14 protein-coding genes are annotated in these 16,960 nt (G+C 57.5%); 5 read left to right on the top strand and 9 right to left on the bottom strand.

The features are described 5' to 3' along the window. Positions 1-15: 15 nt before the first annotated feature. Genes ACFPDR_RS01585 through ACFPDR_RS01565 form a run of 5 tightly spaced genes read right to left on the bottom strand, consistent with a single transcriptional unit; the run spans position 16 to position 6,469 of the window. Positions 16-1,734: a putative porin gene (locus tag ACFPDR_RS01585; RefSeq protein WP_371478233.1), complete on the bottom strand. Its 1,719-nt coding sequence runs from the start codon at positions 1,732-1,734 to the stop codon at positions 16-18. Between the two features lie 42 nt (positions 1,735-1,776). Continuing rightward, positions 1,777-2,496: a TonB family protein gene (locus ACFPDR_RS01580; protein ID WP_247966356.1), complete on the bottom strand. Its 720-nt coding sequence runs from the start codon at positions 2,494-2,496 to the stop codon at positions 1,777-1,779. 19 nt (positions 2,497-2,515) lie between these two features. Next, the gene (locus ACFPDR_RS01575) at positions 2,516-2,929 is read right to left on the bottom strand and encodes an ExbD/TolR family protein (protein WP_009461843.1); all 414 of its coding nucleotides are present in this window, start codon (positions 2,927-2,929) and stop codon (positions 2,516-2,518) included. Positions 2,930-2,938: 9 nt separating this feature from the next. After that, complete coding sequence (locus tag ACFPDR_RS01570; RefSeq protein WP_376910304.1) at positions 2,939-4,891, bottom strand: DUF2341 domain-containing protein; 1,953 nt, start codon at positions 4,889-4,891, stop codon at positions 2,939-2,941. A gap of 51 nt (positions 4,892-4,942) precedes the next feature. Further along, positions 4,943-6,469: a ShlB/FhaC/HecB family hemolysin secretion/activation protein gene (locus tag ACFPDR_RS01565; protein WP_266108353.1), complete on the bottom strand. Its 1,527-nt coding sequence runs from the start codon at positions 6,467-6,469 to the stop codon at positions 4,943-4,945. Positions 6,470-6,926: 457 nt separating this feature from the next. On the opposite strand from ACFPDR_RS01565, the gene ACFPDR_RS01560 reads away from it, so the two are divergent. Further along, on the top strand, positions 6,927-7,250 hold the full coding sequence (locus ACFPDR_RS01560; RefSeq protein WP_147293845.1) for a hypothetical protein: 324 nt from the start codon (positions 6,927-6,929) through the stop codon (positions 7,248-7,250). Positions 7,251-7,394: 144 nt separating this feature from the next. Here ACFPDR_RS01560 and ACFPDR_RS01555 read toward each other — a convergent pair whose 3' ends face one another. Further along, on the bottom strand, positions 7,395-8,024 hold the full coding sequence (locus tag ACFPDR_RS01555; protein ID WP_021447206.1) for a class I SAM-dependent methyltransferase: 630 nt from the start codon (positions 8,022-8,024) through the stop codon (positions 7,395-7,397). A gap of 234 nt (positions 8,025-8,258) precedes the next feature. Between ACFPDR_RS01555 and ACFPDR_RS01550 the strand changes: the two genes are divergently transcribed. Continuing rightward, positions 8,259-9,023: a class I SAM-dependent methyltransferase gene (locus ACFPDR_RS01550; protein WP_086069042.1), complete on the top strand. Its 765-nt coding sequence runs from the start codon at positions 8,259-8,261 to the stop codon at positions 9,021-9,023. Positions 9,024-9,080: 57 nt separating this feature from the next. On the opposite strand, the gene ACFPDR_RS01545 is transcribed toward ACFPDR_RS01550, so the two are convergent. From ACFPDR_RS01545 to ACFPDR_RS01535, 3 genes are all read right to left on the bottom strand, one after another. Beyond that, on the bottom strand, positions 9,081-11,486 hold the full coding sequence (locus ACFPDR_RS01545; RefSeq protein WP_374697524.1) for a TonB-dependent siderophore receptor: 2,406 nt from the start codon (positions 11,484-11,486) through the stop codon (positions 9,081-9,083). Between the two features lie 300 nt (positions 11,487-11,786). Then, positions 11,787-12,773, bottom strand: a complete 987-nt coding sequence (locus tag ACFPDR_RS01540) for a FecR family protein (RefSeq protein WP_226348284.1) — start codon at positions 12,771-12,773, stop codon at positions 11,787-11,789. A 78-nt stretch (positions 12,774-12,851) separates the two neighbouring features. Then, entirely contained in the window at positions 12,852-13,358 is a 507-nt protein-coding gene (locus ACFPDR_RS01535; RefSeq protein ID WP_035270201.1) for an RNA polymerase sigma factor, read from the bottom strand. A 198-nt stretch (positions 13,359-13,556) separates the two neighbouring features. Between ACFPDR_RS01535 and ACFPDR_RS01530 the strand changes: the two genes are divergently transcribed. The 3 genes from ACFPDR_RS01530 to ACFPDR_RS01520 are packed head-to-tail and all read left to right on the top strand — an operon-like array spanning position 13,557 to position 16,834. After that, positions 13,557-13,895: a DUF485 domain-containing protein gene (locus tag ACFPDR_RS01530; protein ID WP_060185399.1), complete on the top strand. Its 339-nt coding sequence runs from the start codon at positions 13,557-13,559 to the stop codon at positions 13,893-13,895. A gap of 10 nt (positions 13,896-13,905) precedes the next feature. After that, on the top strand, positions 13,906-15,753 hold the full coding sequence (locus tag ACFPDR_RS01525; protein WP_060185400.1) for a cation acetate symporter: 1,848 nt from the start codon (positions 13,906-13,908) through the stop codon (positions 15,751-15,753). A gap of 19 nt (positions 15,754-15,772) precedes the next feature. Next, positions 15,773-16,834: a carbon-nitrogen hydrolase family protein gene (locus tag ACFPDR_RS01520; RefSeq protein WP_376910302.1), complete on the top strand. Its 1,062-nt coding sequence runs from the start codon at positions 15,773-15,775 to the stop codon at positions 16,832-16,834. The last annotated feature ends 126 nt before the right edge of the window (positions 16,835-16,960 follow it).

Below are 16,960 nucleotides of genomic sequence, written 5' to 3'. Positions count from 1 at the left end.
CAATATCTTCATGGCTTAGAACCTGGCGTTAAGTTCAAGCTGGATGATGTCGATAGACAGCGGTGCGCCATAGACTTCCTTGGAGCTGCTCCAGCGCAGATGGCCGGTTACGTTCTTCTCGAAGGCATAACCTGCACCCAGGAAGTAGCCACGTGCATTGGTGCCACCCAAGTGGAAGGAAGAATCGTTATAGCCATCGGGCATGGCATCCGGTTCGATGTACTTGTAGCCCGCAAAAGCCAGCCAATCACCCTTGTCCTTCAAGCCCAGGCTGCTGCCCAAGGTCGCTTGAACCATCCAGGCATTGCCGCCGCTTTCGATACCAGTCGGGTTACCGGAGGCATCGTAAGTCCCGTTGGAGGCAATGTTGTACAGACCACCAGCACGATCCGCCATCTTGTTGCTGTCGTAAGCCAGGTTACGCACGTAATTACCGGCCAAACGCAGGTTCAAGCCATTCATGACTTCGGTATCCCAGCGCATGTTCACGTCCAGCAAGTTGAACTTGGAGGCCAGGCCCACGTATTGCCATTCATTCCAGTTCTTGGGATCTGCCGACCACTGACGGATGTCACGCAAGAGGAAGACGGTATTGCCCTTTTGCATGAAGGCCGGACGCGACCAGTCTGTGTCACACACATCGCTGGACGAGTACAAAGTACACGCGCTGGAGCGCTGGCCGGCGATATTGTCAAAGTGGTAGTACGCTACGCTGCCGCGCAGATTGTTGCGCTGGTTGATCTTCCATTCAGCACCGATCTGCGCACCCAACAGCCATTTGTTTTCGCTGGAGCCTTCGGACAGGCTGTTGCGATCCCATGGCGTGTTGGCGTATTCCAGCGCATAGGCACCCAGATTGCCAAAGACGGTCACTGGACGATCCGACATCGCGTGCTTGAAGGCAGCAGAAATCCCATCGACATTCAAGTCAGACGACCACAGCAGATCCGTGGAATCAAAGGGACTGGAGGCACGACCCGCCACAATGGTGGCCCAATCGGCAGGACGGTAAGACAAGTAGGCCTGATCCAGCCACAGGTGCTTCTTGCCCATGCCGTTGCCCAGCGTATCGGAAGTGGACACCGGATTGTCATCGCTGCCCGTGGCCAGGCGGATACCGGCCTCCCAACGCTCGGACAGCGTCGCTTTCACACCCAGACGAGCACGGATACGCCACAGGTTGCGGCGATCCTGGCGACTGTTCAGATAAGGAATCTTCAAACCATAGGGCTTGTTTTCGACCACGGTAGGAATGGGGCCGTTGTCGTTCCACCTCGCAAAGTTGATCAACTCGTTACTGTTCGCGCCATCCATCAGGCGCGACTCGTTACGCACGCGTACATCGCCTTCAACCGTGATGCGCGACACCCAGTCCGGGAAGGTGTTGGGCTGGGCCCAGTTCTCGGCCTTGGCTTGCGACATCACTTCATTCTTCACTTCTTCGCGGATCTGCTCACGCACCGTCTCCGGGATGTACGTGACACGCACATCACCTGGCCGGGCCTGGGCGGCACCTGCTGCACCAATATCGGCTTTACGAGCCTGGGCCGCTTCCGCCTCGGCCTGAGCCACCAGGGCATCGGCCTGAGCCTGGGGCAAGACGCCTTGCTGCACCAGCAGACGAATCAGGTTAACGGTGGCGTTCTGGGATGGCGCCTGAGCCAGCACTGGGCCAGCGGTGCAGGTCAAGGCCAGCGCCACCGCGCAAGCCAGCCGACTAGGATGGGTTTTCATGAAAAGCGCACTCCAAATCATTCGGTCAAAAAAGGCAGACAATCAACTGGGCCTACGACCCGTTACCTGGGCTCGGATAGGCATGCTTACCGACGCCGGTGGCCGCTCGCTCAAGCGCCCGACTTCACGCAAGGCAGCTACCAAGGCCTCATCAATCTCGGTATCGCCCGAGGACTGCGCCAGGGCGACACGGGTAATGGACCCGTCTTCGGTCAACCACAACTGCACCTGAACGCGGTAGACCAAGTTGCGGGTGCGGCTGTCCTCACGCAGGATTTTTTGCAGCGCATAGGCCAGGTACTGGCTATAGGTGGCATTGCCTGCACGGCCACCGCCACTGCCGCCCATGCCTCGTCCCTGTCCGGCACTGATGTTGAAACTGTCAGTACCGGCCTGGGCGTCGCTGTCCATCTGCATCGGGTCTGACAAATCGTCCGATGGCGTGGGGGGCGCTTCATCCTGCGGTTGGGGCTCTTCAACCGGCGTAGGCTCGGGTTCAGGCTCCGGCTCGACCACTTCCTCTTCTTTGGGCTCTTCAGGCTCCGGTGGCGGCTCGGGTTCGGGCGGCGGAGGAGGCGGTGGCGGCAAAGGAATCAACATGGGCTCTTTGGGCACCTGGCGCTTGATCCCTGCCATGTCGTTGGCCCATTTCCAGACCCACCAGCCCAGCAGCGCCACCAGCACCACAACCAGCACCTTGATGGCCAGCCGACGCCAGCGTGCGCGTTGGTTGGCTTGCGGTTTGGATGAGTTTGGCAACATCGTTAGAACACCAATTAACTTACTGAGGTTTGCCGGTCACCAGACCGACCTGGGACAGTTCCAAGCGCCGCAACACATCCAGCACTTCCACCACTTTCTGGTACTGCACAATGCTGTCGCCGCGCACAATGACCGGGAAATCCGGGTTCAGGGCTTTCTCGGTACGCAAGCGGTCTTCCAGCTCGGGCAGGGTCACCGGATAGGCATCCAGAAACACCTGGCCCGCTTCGTTCACGGAGATGGCTTTGGTTTTGGGTTGAACCAGGGACACGGTGGAACTGGCCTTGGGCAAATTCACCTGAATGCCGGAAATTTGTGCGGTGGCGGTCAGGATGAACATGACCAGCACCACCATCAGCACATCAACCAGCGGGGTAATGTTGATGCCGTCAACGGCTGCGCCGTCATCGTCGTCGTCTCGTAGGGCTGCCATGTCCGTTCCTTATGCCGAGCCAGCAGCCTGGGCGTGGGCCAGATCAAGGTCAGCGCCTTGAGCCAATGCCGCCTCGTGCTTGTCGTGTTTGGTTTTGCCGGGCGCGCTGTTCTGGCCATGGATTTCAGCCAGGCGAGTCACAAACTCGTCCACAAACACACGCATATCCGCGCTGACGTCTTTATTGCGGCCAATCAGGCGGTTGTAGCCAAACAGGGCCGGAATCGCGACGAACAGACCCATTGCAGTCGCCAGCAAGGCAGCAGCCATACCGGGAGCAATTGCATTGATGTTCACATCACCTGCCATCGCGGTTCCCAGGAACACCACCATGATCCCCAGCACCGTGCCAAGCAGACCGATATAAGGGCCACCGGCAATCGCGTTGGACAAAATGCCCAGACGTGCACCCAGTGCCTGATTTTCCTGTGTACGAACACCGTCCATGGAAGCGCGGATGGCTTCGATGGTGTTGGGAGACAAGGCCTTCATGCCTTGGGCCTGACGGTTGTGCAGCTCTTTCACCCCCATGCGGTACAGGCGCCACAAAGAGGAATGAGCAAAGTTCTGTTCGGCCTTGGCGTCGGTCTGTACCGCATCCAGCTTGCCGCCGGACTCACCAAATGCAGCACGGAACTGACGGTTGGCTTCTTGCACACGGCCCACCTGACGGCTCTTGCGGTACATGATGACCCAGGACTGGAACATCATGAAGACCAGCACGGCGATCACAATCCAGGCGTCCATCGGGACGGCTTTCAGCAGAAAGCCCAGAGCACCGAAACCGAAGCCGGACTGCTCTTCATCCGCACCGTACGCAATCAGGCGAGACTCGGCTCCTTGTGCCAGTGCATCGGCGTAAATCAGGGCAGCAGGTCGGGCAACCTTGGACAAGCGCAGCTCGTCAATCGCACCAACAAAGGGCGCATAGTTAGTCACTGGGGCGGCGACAGGCGCAGCTGTCTCGGCACCGGCAGAGGCGGCGGCACCGGGCGTGGCACCGTCAGCGCCAGCTACTTCAGCCGCCACAGGAGCAGGCGCGGCCAACAAAGTGCCAGGGACATCACCACCCAAAGCGGCAACCGTGTTCAGCGGTGGCAGGCTGGCATTCAGGGAAGCCGTGGCGCGGCCCTGGACGTACAGAATCACTTGGCTGCCATCGGCTGTCACGGCCAGGTGCTGCCAGGTGCTGGGCGACAAGGGGGCACCGGCAGGACTGCGTTGGCCATTGATCTCAACAAAGGGCACGCCCTGGTCCAGACCGATCAGAAAGCTGTTGGCACCATCACGACGGGCATAGACCAATTGCTGGCCTTGGGGCTGATCTGCTCGCACCCAGGCGCTGAAAGAAAAAGCACCGGCTGCTGGCACGGCCAGGGAAGGACTGGCAGGCAGCATCAAGGGCGCTGTACCCACAAACTGGGCGGCACGTCCGGACACGCCGTCAATCACGCCCGCTGGGGCTGTTTGAGCGTGGTTGGTGTACGCCGTACTGTCACGCGAAGGTGCACCAGCGGCGCCATCAAAGTGGTAGACCAGGGTGTAGTTGGGATCGAAGGTAATCTGGCCGTTGGAAGCCACCGGGGCTTTCTCGTTGCCGTAGTACATCCAGATATCCTGCTTCTGGCTGGCCATCACCTCAGGAATATCCACCCAGATCAGCGCCATGCCCATCAAGGGGTCAAAGCTCTCGATCTGGTGGTTCAGCACGGTCTGATCATCACCGGACACAAAGCGCAGGTCCGAGCCATTTTCATTGGTGCCATCAAAGGAAAAATTGCCAGTATGCAGACGCACCAGCAAGGGGGTGCGGCCTACGTTTTCGCTGATGGCCGCGCCTTCAGGCGTAGTATCAACAGAGATTTGCTTGCGGTACTGCCAGTCAGGCTGCCACCAGGCCTGCGCCACGGCGGGTAGCCAGCCCACCATCATGGCGAGCATCAAAAGAAGAAGGCGTTTCATGATCGAATTACTCCGGGAACAAAATCAGGCAGATTGTTCTGGCTAAGGGGGTCAGAAGGAGGCGCGCAGGCTGAAGTGCACACGCGGATCGTGTCGTTCGGTGTTGACGCCTTGCGTCAGGGGATAAGCCCAGTCGGCATGCAGGGACAGCCAGTCAAACATTTGCAGACGCGTACCGATGCCCACACTGGCCAGATGAAAGCTGGACTCTTGCTCAGGCAGGGGATCACGCAAGCGCAAACGTGCAACGTCGCTGAAGGCGTAGAAGCGCCACTCGTTAACCGAGGGGCCAATCCAGCGGGCCAGCGAGGGGGTGCGCAGCTCAACGCTGGCCATCCAGCCATCGTCTGCACTGCGCTCAGCGGCCAGATAACCGCGCACGCTGGTCGCGCCACCGGCCGAAAACTGTTCGTTGGAAACCAGAGCACCTGAACCAATCTGAAAGCCCACTCGGCCATAGGCCTGCCAGTCTTTGGCAAAAGTTTCGGTGTGGTTCAGATCGCCCTTGAACACCATGAAACTGGGGCTGGCCATCCAGCGCTTGTAGTCGAACTCTTCCCATTCGCTGTTCAGGCCAAACAGGCTACGGCTGGCGCCCGTCAAGGTCAGACCGACACTGGTTTGCGAGTCTTCGGTATAGCGGTAGCCGTTGTAGGCCAACGTGAAGGGCAGATACGTCAGCGGCACGCGGTCGCTGGTCTCACCAAAACGGGTTTGTTCTTCAAAATCCTTGTAGTCCATGCCAATCGAGGCGGTGTGATACCAGGAGCCGGACTGCGGAAAGGTGTAGGTGGCATGAATGCCGTAGGACTGGCCCTTGCCCAGCACATTGGTACCGCCAACAGTCGAGACATCGCTGTCAGACTTGTAGCCAGAGAACGCCAGGCTCCAGCGCGGGGACAAAGGCATGGTGTAGGCCGCCGACCAGACCTTGGCATCCTGCATATCACGCGGAGCCGTGAAGTAGGTCAGGGAGAAGGTATGGCCGCTTTGCCAAAGATTGTCGTGGCCAAGGGTGACCATGCCGCGCAGCTTGCTGGTGTCGGCGCTGTAATCATTGTTCAAGCCCACACTGGCACTCCAGGGGCTTTTGTCGTCAACGCGCAGATCCACGTCCATGGTGCCGGGCACACGCCCCTCTTTCACCATGGGCATGACCTGGCGACTGGCGCCGCGATTGAGCTCCGCCAGTTCCGCCTGCGCCTTGCTGAAATCCGGCACCTGACCTTCTTGCAAGGACGGCACGCCGTCACGAATGGCCAGCGGCGAATAGTGTTCAGCACCGACCACGCGCACACGGCCTACCTTGGTTTCCGTGACCTGGAAAAACACCACGCCATCGGCCACGGCCTGCTCGGGCAGGTCCACGTAAACCGACTGATAGCCCTGCGCGTTATAGACTTCCTGCAAGGCGTCGCGCGCTTTTTCAATATCCTCAAGGCTGCGCTCGGGGCCTAAAAAGGGGTAGACCGCTTTTTCAATGCTGCGGGCATCCAGCACGGTATTGCCACGCACAATGTATTCATTGATGTTGACCTTGCCCTGAGCCTGCGCAAAGGCACTCTGAGGCAGCAACAAAGCCAGCGCCATCACTGGCGCAGCACAAAAGGGGTGGCCCCTCCACCCGGACAAACGGACGTTGCGCCCTGAAATTTCTGCTGGCATCACGATGCTTCCGATCCTCAATCTGATGAGCGCTGTGTCGGTGTGTCCCTGCTGGGACGACACGCCGCGCGACTCGTTGACATCTAGACGCAGCAGAAATCGAAAACTTTCGTTTGTAACAAAAACTTCATAATTCTTTCTGGGCGGCGGGGGCCAAACAGGCGGACTCGTCCCCAACGGCGCGATGTGCCTGCCCCCATGACAGCGGCAAAATACGCCGCCTTTGTCATGAAAACTTCACCCAGAAAAGTGAAGGCTTGCGCTAGGGTGTGTGGAACCCGAACGCCGTTATGGTGTGACTTCTTTTTATTGGCACCACCCTATGCGCCCTCTTCTTTTCTTCTTATTGTTTTTGGTTCAGGCAGGCAGCATGGCCCAGCAAAACACGCAGATTGAAGGCGCAAAAAAGCCCCCGTCCGATGTGTCTCCCGGCTGTGTCAGTGTAGTAGTGGATGGACAGGCGGCCCTGTCCTACGATTGCTTGAGCCAGCAAATGCAGCCCAAAGCAGGCACAACACCCGGCGCGCCAGGACTAGGGTCTGAAGCCATCATCCAGAAAGGCCCGAATGCAATGGGTTTGGTCAATCCGGCAACAAGCAGCAATCGCATGGGCTCGAACTTCGGGACCTCGGCTTATCCGCAACGACCGCCACGGCCATCAGCGCCTTCGCCTTTTGCGCCGCCTAATCCCTGAGAAAGCAGCCGGCCCCAAGCAAACCTGTTTGAATATAAAAAAGCCCCACACAAATCGGTCCCCTGTCCGATTTGTGTGGGGCTTCTGCTAGCGCTGACTGACTCCAGCCCCTCAGGTAAAAAAGCCTGAGATGATGTGTTTTTTCTAACTGCGCTGATACTGCAAACAACGCCCCTTGTAAGACACCTCCTTGCCTTCGGGCATCAAAATGGGGCGATCGCGCAAGCAGACCTGTCGTACCAGCTCAAAACCGTAGCGCGACATTTCCTGAGTAAATTTGTTGCGATGCCCCCGGTCCGGGTCTACTACCCAGACTTCGGCCTGCTTCTTCGCACGCTGGTCTACCAGTTGGGCTAATTGGGCGGGCGTATTCCCTTCATACAACAGGTCACTGCCCACGATCAGGTCATAACGCTGCCGGGCGGGTTTCAGCCCCAAAGAAGCCAATAAATCAGGGCAAGATTGCTCCCCCCACTGGGCATGGACATACGGCAGATCGGACAAGCCATTCAAAGCCTGATTCAGCTTCAGGAAATGCGGCACCATGGGATGGCAATCGCTGGCGTGGATTTGCGCGCCACGTTTATGCATCACCAGACTGGTCAGGCCCAATCCGCAGCCCAGTTCCAGAATGCTTTCATCCGCCCGAATGGGACGATTTTTCAATTTGCGCGCCAGTTGAATGCTGGACGGCCATACCAGGCCAAACAAGGGCCAGACAGCCGGGCCTATGCCCAGAGACTGTGCATGTCCCAACGGGTCAGCATATTGCATGTGATCGGCCAAGGAACGAATACGTAACGATTCTCTGGGCGAGATTCGTATATGCTGGAGACGGGTTTTTAACTTGGCGGGCGTGGATGAGGTCGAGCCATATAAGTCTGACATAGACCGATGATCGTCCATATCCACACAAAAAGCGAATTTTGGCTTAATTTGCTGTGGTTTAAACTATAGATAGCCGAATTTAAACGAATTTTCGCCCAACACCATTGATAAGGACCGCTATTGTTCAAAGACCTGATTAAAGACCTTGACGACCATTCCATCGTGGAACCTGACATTTTTCTGGACGTACCTTTCGTCCCCAGCGACGACCGCGTCATCGATACCATGCTGCAACTGGCCCAGACCGGGCGCAAGGACGTCTTGTATGACCTGGGCTGTGGCGATGGGCGCATTGTCATTGCGGCCGCCAAAAAATACCACTGCACCAGCATAGGCGTCGAACTGGACCCGCTGCGCGTTGCCGATGCCATGGAGCAAGCCGGCCATGCCGGCGTGGAGTATCTGGTGGACTTTGTGGAAGAGGATCTGTTTACCGCAGACTTCAGCCAGGCCACCATCGTGACGCTGTACTTGATGGACACCATCAATGCCATCCTGCGCCCACGCTTGTTGCAGGAGCTGCGACCCGGTGCGCGCATTGTGTCGCACGCCTTTGATATGGGAGACTGGGAAGCCGACGAGATCCTGCATGTAGGCGGCATCAAAATCTACAAATGGATTGTGCCCGCGCAGGTGGCAGGCGAATGGGAATGGGAAGGTCTGGACGGGACGGACTACCGCTTGCAGCTCAAGCAGCGGTATCAGGATGTCAGCGGGAAAATCTGGATGAATGGCAAACCCGCTCTGCTGACTGATCTTTATCTGTCCGGCGATTGTCTGGAACTAAGCGCACAGGCCGACGACTCCTCGCCCGTAATCAGCTCCCATCTGTACTTCGACCACCAGGAGCTGCTGTCCGTGGAAGAGGTGGAAGCAGAGGACTGATTCCACAAACCTCTGCTTCGCAATATCAAGCCCTGGCATCAGACCAGGGCTTTTGTTTTAGAACTGGTACTTCATCGTCAGCATGATCTTCTGCGGTGCACCGTAAAAGCCCTGAGAGTCTTCCGTCAGGTCTACATACTTTTTGTCGAACAGATTATTCACGTTCAACTGGGCCGACAAGCTAGGCGAGAAGCGGTAATGCGCCATCAAGTTGGCCAGCAAAATGGAACCTTGCTCGCGTCGTGCGCTAAGATTTGGCGCCACAGTTCTATCCACATAAACATGACTGCGCCATTGCACACCGCCGCCTACCGTCAACTTCCCTTCGGTACCCGGCACGATATAGGAAGTTTGCAAATGCGCCAGGTTCTGCGGTTCAGAAGTTTTAAAAGGACCACCCTCAGCATTGCGCACCAGATTACGTGCAAAGCCTGCGGCCACCTGCCAGCCAGGTTGAATTTCACCCGAAGCCTGTAGCTCGAAGCCCTCGCTGGTCACGCCCTTGGCCCCCCGATAAGCAAAATCGCTGGAGCCAGGTACAGTCCTGTCACCGTCTTTTTCGGCCACATTGTCCTGCTCGATACGAAACAATGCCAGCGAAGTGTTGAGCTTGCCATCAAAGTGCTCGGATTTCAGACCCAGCTCATAACTCTTGCCCTGCACCGGGTCCAGAAAGCCGCCACTGGCATCACGATAGGTCTGGGGCTGAAAGATATCCGTGTAGCTGAGATAAGCCGTGAAGTTATCGTTGAAGTCGTACAGCAGGCCAGCGTACGGCGTGAATACATGATGGTTCATGGTGTCATTGCCGGACTCGCGCTTCCAATTGGTTTGTCGACCACCCACAATCAGCTTCAGGGAATCGCTCAAGGACAGGCGCAGAGCGCCATAGACCGCATTCTGGCGCGTTTCCTGTTCGCCCAACGGCTGAAAACTCCCCCATACCGGCTCGGGATAGGAGCCGTCCCATTCAAAGACATTACCCACTGGCGTATTGCCTTGCGGAGCGTGGTTGCCATAACGGTAGTTGGACTTGCTGCCCATCACTCCCACAAAAGCCTCATGCTCCTGGCCGAAGGCATTAAATGGCCCGCTCAGTTCCAGCGAGGCGCTGTTCTGATCGAACTCCTGATGCGAGTTGTTCAGCAAGGACGTCATGCCCAAGCCGGTGACAGGATCAGGGTGGCCCATCAAATACACCAGCTTGGAGTCGTACTCGCTCTCCAGACGGCTGACATTGGCTTTCAAGGACCAGCCATTGGAAAAGCGATGGTCTATGCCCGCGTAGAAGGTATTGCTGGTCGTATCCCAGCGTGTCCAATCTGCACCGATACTGAAAGAGCGACGCCAATCCAGATCCCCGCCCTTGTTATCCAGCGTAGGCAGACCGCCCCAGGTCACGCCCGTCGGACGTTTGGCCTGATGCTCTACTCCAACCCGCACAGTCGTGTCAGGCGTCAGATCCGCTTCCGCAGTCGCTAACCAGGCACGATTGCGCGTGTGGTAACGGTCGATATACGAGTCGCGCTCCTCCATCATCCCTGCCACGCGGGCACGCACGGTACCGTCCTTGTTCAAGGGCGTAGATAGATCAATCGTGCCCCGGTGATGGTCCCAAGAGCCTATGCCAACAGAGGCGGTGCCGGTAAACACATCGCTGGTCGCGCGTTTGCGCACGATATTCACCGAAGCCCCAGGATTGCCCGCCCCCGTCATCAAGCCGGTAGCACCACGCACTATCTCGATGCGGTCGTACAGAATGGGATCAAAGTTGGAAGTTCCGAAGAAATCATTCTGTGTGGCAATAGACACCCCATCGTATTGGTAAGTGTCGATATAGAAACCACGCGAATGAATATCGGTGCGGTCAATATCCGACATGGACGTTGCAATCCCCGTGACGGTCTTAAAGCTCTCGCCCAGCGTGGTCAAATTCATATCTTCCATCTGCTGGCGTGTAATCACACTGACGGACTGCGGGGTCTCGCGTGGTGACAGACGCAAACCTGTTGCCGCCGTGGTCGCCTGAACGGCATAGGAGCCCGAGCCTTCAGTAGACAGATCACGCCCCACCACACGAACCGGAGCCAGCTGCGTCGTCTCGCCCTGCACCGGGCGGGTCAGGGACACATTCTTGCCCTTACGTCGAAATTCCAGACCCGTGCCTGCCAGCAAGCGACGTAAGGCCTGATCTGCCGTGAGACTGCCGGACACAGGGGGAGCCGCAATCCCTTTAACCGCGTCAGGCAGATAGAAAATCTGCAACCCGGCCTGTGCACCTAGCTTTTCCAGCGCGGCCTCCAAGGGTTGTGCGGCAATGCTGATCGCCACCGGCGTTTCCTGCGCCCAAGCATGGGGTGCGTACAGACCAATAGCCAGAAAAAGGGAAAGTGCGAGGGCGTTAAGACCAATCGATGTCGTACCCCGACGCGCGGCGGCGGGTATTGCTTGCGTGTCCAGCATGAACAGAGTTCCAAAAAATAAGTACGCGCATGGTGCGCAGACGCCCTTGGCCAAGGCTATGGGCTAACCTGTTTCCGATCTGGAAAGCAGGCCCCCATAAGTAAGACGCCGTAGCGAAAAATTTTCCGGAATGATTCTCACCGCTCTTTTTGATACAAGATGTATCAATAGTGGTGCACGACTTGCTTGGCAACGGAACTCAACAGCACAGCATCGTTCGTCTTCGAATCGCTGTTCACCATTCGCACTTCACGGTTCGTGGCTTATTGCTTGCTGCCAAACGCAAAACGAGCCGTAACCTTAACGCGCCATCAACAAAGCGCTGCCATCCGCTTGTCGCACCACCCGTACTGGCGCGATGTCCGGCAGGATATCCAGCGCCGCTGCTGGTTCCTCAATACTCAATGTGCCCGAAATGCGCAACTTGGTGATCTGTGAGTCTGTCACCCGCAAGGGGTGTTCCAGATAGCGGCTCAGCTCCTGTGCCACCGTCGTCAAAGGCACATCACGGAACACGATGCGCCCCTCTTGCCAGGCCATAATCGCTTCCACACGCTCCTGAGCTAAAGGCATCACCTTGTTGTTTACCGCGCTGGATACCTGCCCAGCCGATAACATCGCCCGGTCCCGGCGCCACCACGGGCCTGTGGAAAGCTGCACCGAGCCCTCGCGCACAGCCACGGCGACACTCTCCGCCTCTCGACGCACATTGAACTGCGTCCCGGTAACCAGCACCTGCGCCTGACCCGCGTCTACGGAAAAGGGGCGATTCTTGTCGGACTGCACCGCAAACAGGGCCTCGCCCCGCAGCAGCTCCACGTTTCGGCGCGACGCGTAAAACGCGATGTTCACCTCCGTGTCCGTATTCAAATCCAGACGCGAACCATCCGGCAATTCAAGCTGCTTGCGCTCGCCGCGTGCGGTCAACAGGCGCTGGGTAAACACAGGCGTTTCGGCCCACATCGAACGACTGAACCAGGCCCCGGCGGCCACCGTTGCAAGCGTCACCCCTGTACCCATCACCCAGCGTCGACGCGCAAAGTTGGGCACCTCTTTCGCCGGACGATTCATGATCTCCCGCATCTCGTCCATGGGCAGATGGTCCGCCACCTGCCAGACCTGCTGCAAGGAACGGTACTCCCGCTCATTGGCCGGATCCTGCGCCAACCACGCATCCCGCTCACGCTGCTCCTGCGGCGTCAGCTCACCGAGCTGCTCTCTGGAAAACCAGTCCAGCGCTTGCTCTTGGGGCAGATAAGAGGGGGTGGGATTGTCGTTTTTAGGCATGGCTCGCGTCGCCAGGGACACAGGGCACAAAACCGTGCCCTTCACTGATAAGACGTTTATGCATAAGGAAATCCGGAATCAATGAGGGGCATAGTTTTGTAACTTTTTCTGAAGATGCCGCAATGCCCGCTTCATGTATTTTTCCACCGAGCTGGGCGTCAGATCCAGCTTCTCTGCAATTTCCTTTTGCGTATAGCCCTCTATTTTGTTCCACAAAAACACTTGCTGGCACTTCAAGGGCAGCTCCTGCAAGGCATCTCGCAACGCCTGGCTAAGCTGCTCCATGCGCAGATCACTTTCGGGGCCAAGACCTACCGGGTGCTCCTCCTCTCGCAAATCGTGTAGAGGCACCACGTCGTGGCGCGACTGACGGCGGATCTCACTGATCAGCTGGTTTTGCGCACTGCGATACATATAGGCTTTTTGATTCAGTGCCGCAGCATGTTCGCCGCGCAGCAAGCCTTCAATGGAGTCCTGCGCGGCATCTTCCGCGTCCTGCGGCAAAGAGCTGCGCTTGGCCCACGAGCCGATCAGCCCGCTGTAATGAGCGAGCCAGCCTTTCTTGGACGTGGGGCGGCGGGACATGGCAAATACAAGAGACGGATGTCGAATGAAGCGAGCATATTAACAATAATTCTCATTTAGATATAGAAAAGTCCCTGCAGTGTGGCATCCCACCTCATCCTGCAAATTTGCAAGAGGGTTTGCAACATTGGCGCTTTCCTATCGCGCCCTCCTTCTTAAGAATGGCAAATACAAATCCAATCAAAAAAGGAGACAAACATGGCGGATATCTCTGCCCAGGTTTATGAGGCGCTGTACGCAAAGCCTCAATTCCAGGATCTGGTACGCAAGCGAAGAGGCGTGGTGCTGCGGTTGTTGTTTGTCAGCATGGCCTTCTTTTTTCTGGTTCCCATTCTTTCCAGTCTTAGCCCCGAGCTTTTTCGTCTGAAACTGAGCAACTCCACCAATTTCGGGCTCTGGTATCTGATCGCCCAGTATCTGGTGGGGGGTGCCGTGGCCTGGCGCTATGCCGTCCAGTTGCGTCACCTGGACAAGATGGTGCAGCAGTTAACACAAGAAGAATCCCAGCAGTTCTCAATGCGCTCCGCGACCGTTTAAAGGGCTCATCATGAAAAAAATAGTATTTGCGACAGCCTTGATGGCTGTCAGCGAAGCTGCGCTCGCACAGGAAAGCACCTTGGTTAATGAAGGCAACAGGGTGCTGACGTTTTCAGTATTCGCCTTCTTGTTCTTGTTCACGCTGGGCATCACGTTTCTGGCGGCACGCCGCAACGCCACTGCCAGCGACTTCTACACGGCGGGCGGCGGTATCAGCGCCCGTTTTAATGGACTGGCCATTGCCGGGGATTACCTCTCAGCCGCCGCGTTTTTGGGCGTTTCCGGGCTGATCGCGATATATGGTCTGGACGGTATCAGCTATCTGGTGGGCTTTTTCGTATCCTTCATTCCAGTGCTGATTCTGGTGGCCGAACCTTGCCGGAATCTGGGTCGCTACACGCTGGGCGATGTGCTGTCCTATCGAAACAACTTCCGTGCCACCAAGCTGGTTGTGGCCGGGTCCAGCATTCTGGTCGCGCTGTTTTACATGGTCCCGCAGATTGTGGGCGGTGCCGTGATTATCCGGGCGCTGATCGGGATTCCCTATGAGGTTTCTGTTGGCATCGTCGGCCTGATGATGCTGATTTACGTGTTATTTGGTGGCATGCGTGCCACTACTTCAGTGCAAGTGCTCAAGGCTGGTCTGCTGATCAGTTTCTGCTTCGTGCTGGTGATTCTGTCCTGGGCGCCCTACGGCTTTAACGTGGAAGCGTTTTTTGGCTCGGTCATTTCCAGCCCCGCCATCCAGAATCATGTGATCAATTTCCTGGGGCAATCTTCGCTGGGTGTGGCCGAAGCCGGACAGCGCTTTCTGGAACCGGGCCTGTATCTGAAAAACCCGGTCGAACAGATTTCGCTGGGTATGGCACTGGTGCTGGGAACCGCCGCAATGCCACATATCCTGATGCGCTTTTTCACCGTGCCACATGCGCAAGCCGCCCGCAAATCGGCACTGTACGCCATGTTTGCCATCGGCCTGTGCCATCTGTTCATTGTGGTGATCGGCTTTTCTGCCGCACTGAATGTCAGCCCCAGCGCGATTCTGGGCCTGGACAAGGGCGGCAATCTGGCCGCGCCCATGCTGGCGCAACTGTTGGGTGGGGGGCCGGAGAGCATGATGGGCAACTTCATGCTGGCCGTGGTGGCTGCCGTGTCCTTTGCCACGATTGTGGCGGTGGTGGCCGGCCTGACACTGGCCGCGGCTTCCTCGCTGGCCCATGACGTGTATATCGGCGCAATTCGCAACGGTGCAGGCACCGAGCGCGAACAGGTCATTGCAGCGCGTATCGCCACCTTGCTGATGGCGGTGATTTCCATCGCTGCCGGTATTGCGGCCAAGGGACAGAACGTGGCGCATCTGGTGGGCCTGGGCTATGCCGTTGCCGCATCGGCCAACCTGCCAGCGCTGGTCTGCACCTTGTACTGGAAACGCTGCAATACCGCCGGTGTGGTGGCGGGTGTAGTAGGCGGAACGATCCTGTCCATCGGGCTGGTGCTGGTATCGCCCAACATGAGCTACCCGCTGCTGCAAAAAGAAGCGGCACTGGCCACTGTCACCACCGTCAATCAAAAGCTGAACACGGCAAGCGACCCTGCCCTGCGCGACAAGCTGGTCACTGAACGCAACGCAGCCCAGGCCACGGCAGATGCCATTCCTGCCGATGCAAGCAGCGTGGTGGGCCTGTCCAAGCCCCTGATCAGCTTGCGCAATCCCGGAATTATCTCCATCCCTCTGGGCTTTTTACTGGTGATTCTGTTCTCGCTGTTCACCCGCAGCGCCCTGTCGGAATCCAGGTGGGTAGAGATGTCGGTTCGCCGGGAAACCGGATTAGGTGTGGCCAAGGCCACCGTTCATTAAACGTAGAGAGAAACACACCATGTCACTTCCAATCACTCAAGTTGCCGCGGCACATATTGCCTCTGTTTACATGGACGCGGCCGCCTCGGTACGCAAGGCCATTGCCATTATTGACGAGGCCGCCCGCCACGGAGCCGAGCTGATCACCTTTCCCGAAGCCTTCATCCCCGGTTTTCCAGTCTGGGCCGCGCTGTGGGCGCCCATTTACAACCACGACTGGTTCAAGAAAATGGCAGCCAACAGCATCCATATTGATGGCCCGGAAATCGCCCAGATTCGTGCCGCTGCCAAGCGCAATGGCATCTTTGTATCCCTGGGTTTTAGCGAAAGCACCGAGGCCAGCGTAGGCTGCATCTGGAATTCCAATGTGATCATTGGCGATGATGGTTCCATCCTGAATCACCACCGTAAACTGGTGCCCACCTTCTACGAAAAAATGGTTTGGGCTCCGGGCGATGGCCATGGTCTGCGCGTGTGCCAAACCCACATTGGCCGCATCGGTGCCCTGATCTGCGGGGAGAACACCAACCCGCTGGCCCGCTACTCACTGGCGGCCCAGGGCGAGCAGATTCACATCTCCGCCTGGCCGGCTATCTGGCCGACCCGCATGCCCAAATCCGGCCAGAACTTTGACAATGTGGCAGCCAACAAAATACGAGCAGGCGGCCACTCTTTTGAGTCCAAAGTCTTCGGCATTCTGAATGCCGGTTTCATGGACCAGGCCATGCTTGATGCCCTGACCGAAGGCGGGGATGCCCAGGCGCGCGAAGTGCTGGAAAACACCCCGCGCGCGGCAACCCAGTTCCTGGACCCCACCGGCGCATCCGTAGGCGACTTTCTGCAAAATGAAGAAGGGATTGCCTATGCCACTTTTGATTTGAACGCCTGCGTGGAACCCAAGCAGTTCCACGACATTGTGGGCTACTACAACCGCTTCGATGTGTTTGATCTGTCCATTGATCGTCGACGCATCACGCCCGCTACTTTCCGAGGACCAAACAGCGCAAGCGGTAAACAATCACGTAGCAGTGAGCCCGTGCAGGACGGTCAGGTAGCCAGTTCGGAAACGATGGAAGAATAAGGCCATCGTCTGACCCACCCTGCTAGCAGTACCTGCCATGTACTTCCGTTGCCTCGGGGGTACATGGCAGCCTCTATTTCTCTTTCCAAACAAGGCCGTCCGCAACACAAGGTGCATTGCAAATTT

Source organism: Alcaligenes sp. GCM10023179, from assembly GCF_042653705.1.
Classification (GTDB): Bacteria; Pseudomonadota; Gammaproteobacteria; order Burkholderiales; family Burkholderiaceae_B; genus Alcaligenes; species Alcaligenes phenolicus.
This window is presented reverse-complemented; position numbering and strand designations above follow the sequence as displayed.

What these genes read in the sequence shown, in the direction of transcription:
- ACFPDR_RS01585 (WP_371478233.1), bottom strand. Translation starts at nt 1,734, where the DNA reads ATGAAAACCCATCCTAGTCGGCTGGCTTGCGCGGTGGCGCTGGCCTTG.
- ACFPDR_RS01580 (WP_247966356.1), bottom strand. Translation starts at nt 2,496, where the DNA reads ATGTTGCCAAACTCATCCAAACCGCAAGCCAACCAACGCGCACGCTGG.
- ACFPDR_RS01575 (WP_009461843.1), bottom strand. Translation starts at nt 2,929, where the DNA reads ATGGCAGCCCTACGAGACGACGACGATGACGGCGCAGCCGTTGACGGC.
- ACFPDR_RS01570 (WP_376910304.1), bottom strand. Translation starts at nt 4,891, where the DNA reads ATGAAACGCCTTCTTCTTTTGATGCTCGCCATGATGGTGGGCTGGCTA.
- ACFPDR_RS01560 (WP_147293845.1), top strand. Translation starts at nt 6,927, where the DNA reads ATGGCCCAGCAAAACACGCAGATTGAAGGCGCAAAAAAGCCCCCGTCC.
- ACFPDR_RS01555 (WP_021447206.1), bottom strand. Translation starts at nt 8,024, where the DNA reads ATGCAATATGCTGACCCGTTGGGACATGCACAGTCTCTGGGCATAGGC.
- ACFPDR_RS01545 (WP_374697524.1), bottom strand. Translation starts at nt 11,486, where the DNA reads ATGCTGGACACGCAAGCAATACCCGCCGCCGCGCGTCGGGGTACGACA.
- ACFPDR_RS01540 (WP_226348284.1), bottom strand. Translation starts at nt 12,773, where the DNA reads ATGCCTAAAAACGACAATCCCACCCCCTCTTATCTGCCCCAAGAGCAA.
- ACFPDR_RS01535 (WP_035270201.1), bottom strand. Translation starts at nt 13,358, where the DNA reads ATGTCCCGCCGCCCCACGTCCAAGAAAGGCTGGCTCGCTCATTACAGC.
- ACFPDR_RS01530 (WP_060185399.1), top strand. Translation starts at nt 13,557, where the DNA reads ATGGCGGATATCTCTGCCCAGGTTTATGAGGCGCTGTACGCAAAGCCT.
- ACFPDR_RS01525 (WP_060185400.1), top strand. Translation starts at nt 13,906, where the DNA reads ATGAAAAAAATAGTATTTGCGACAGCCTTGATGGCTGTCAGCGAAGCT.
- ACFPDR_RS01520 (WP_376910302.1), top strand. Translation starts at nt 15,773, where the DNA reads ATGTCACTTCCAATCACTCAAGTTGCCGCGGCACATATTGCCTCTGTT.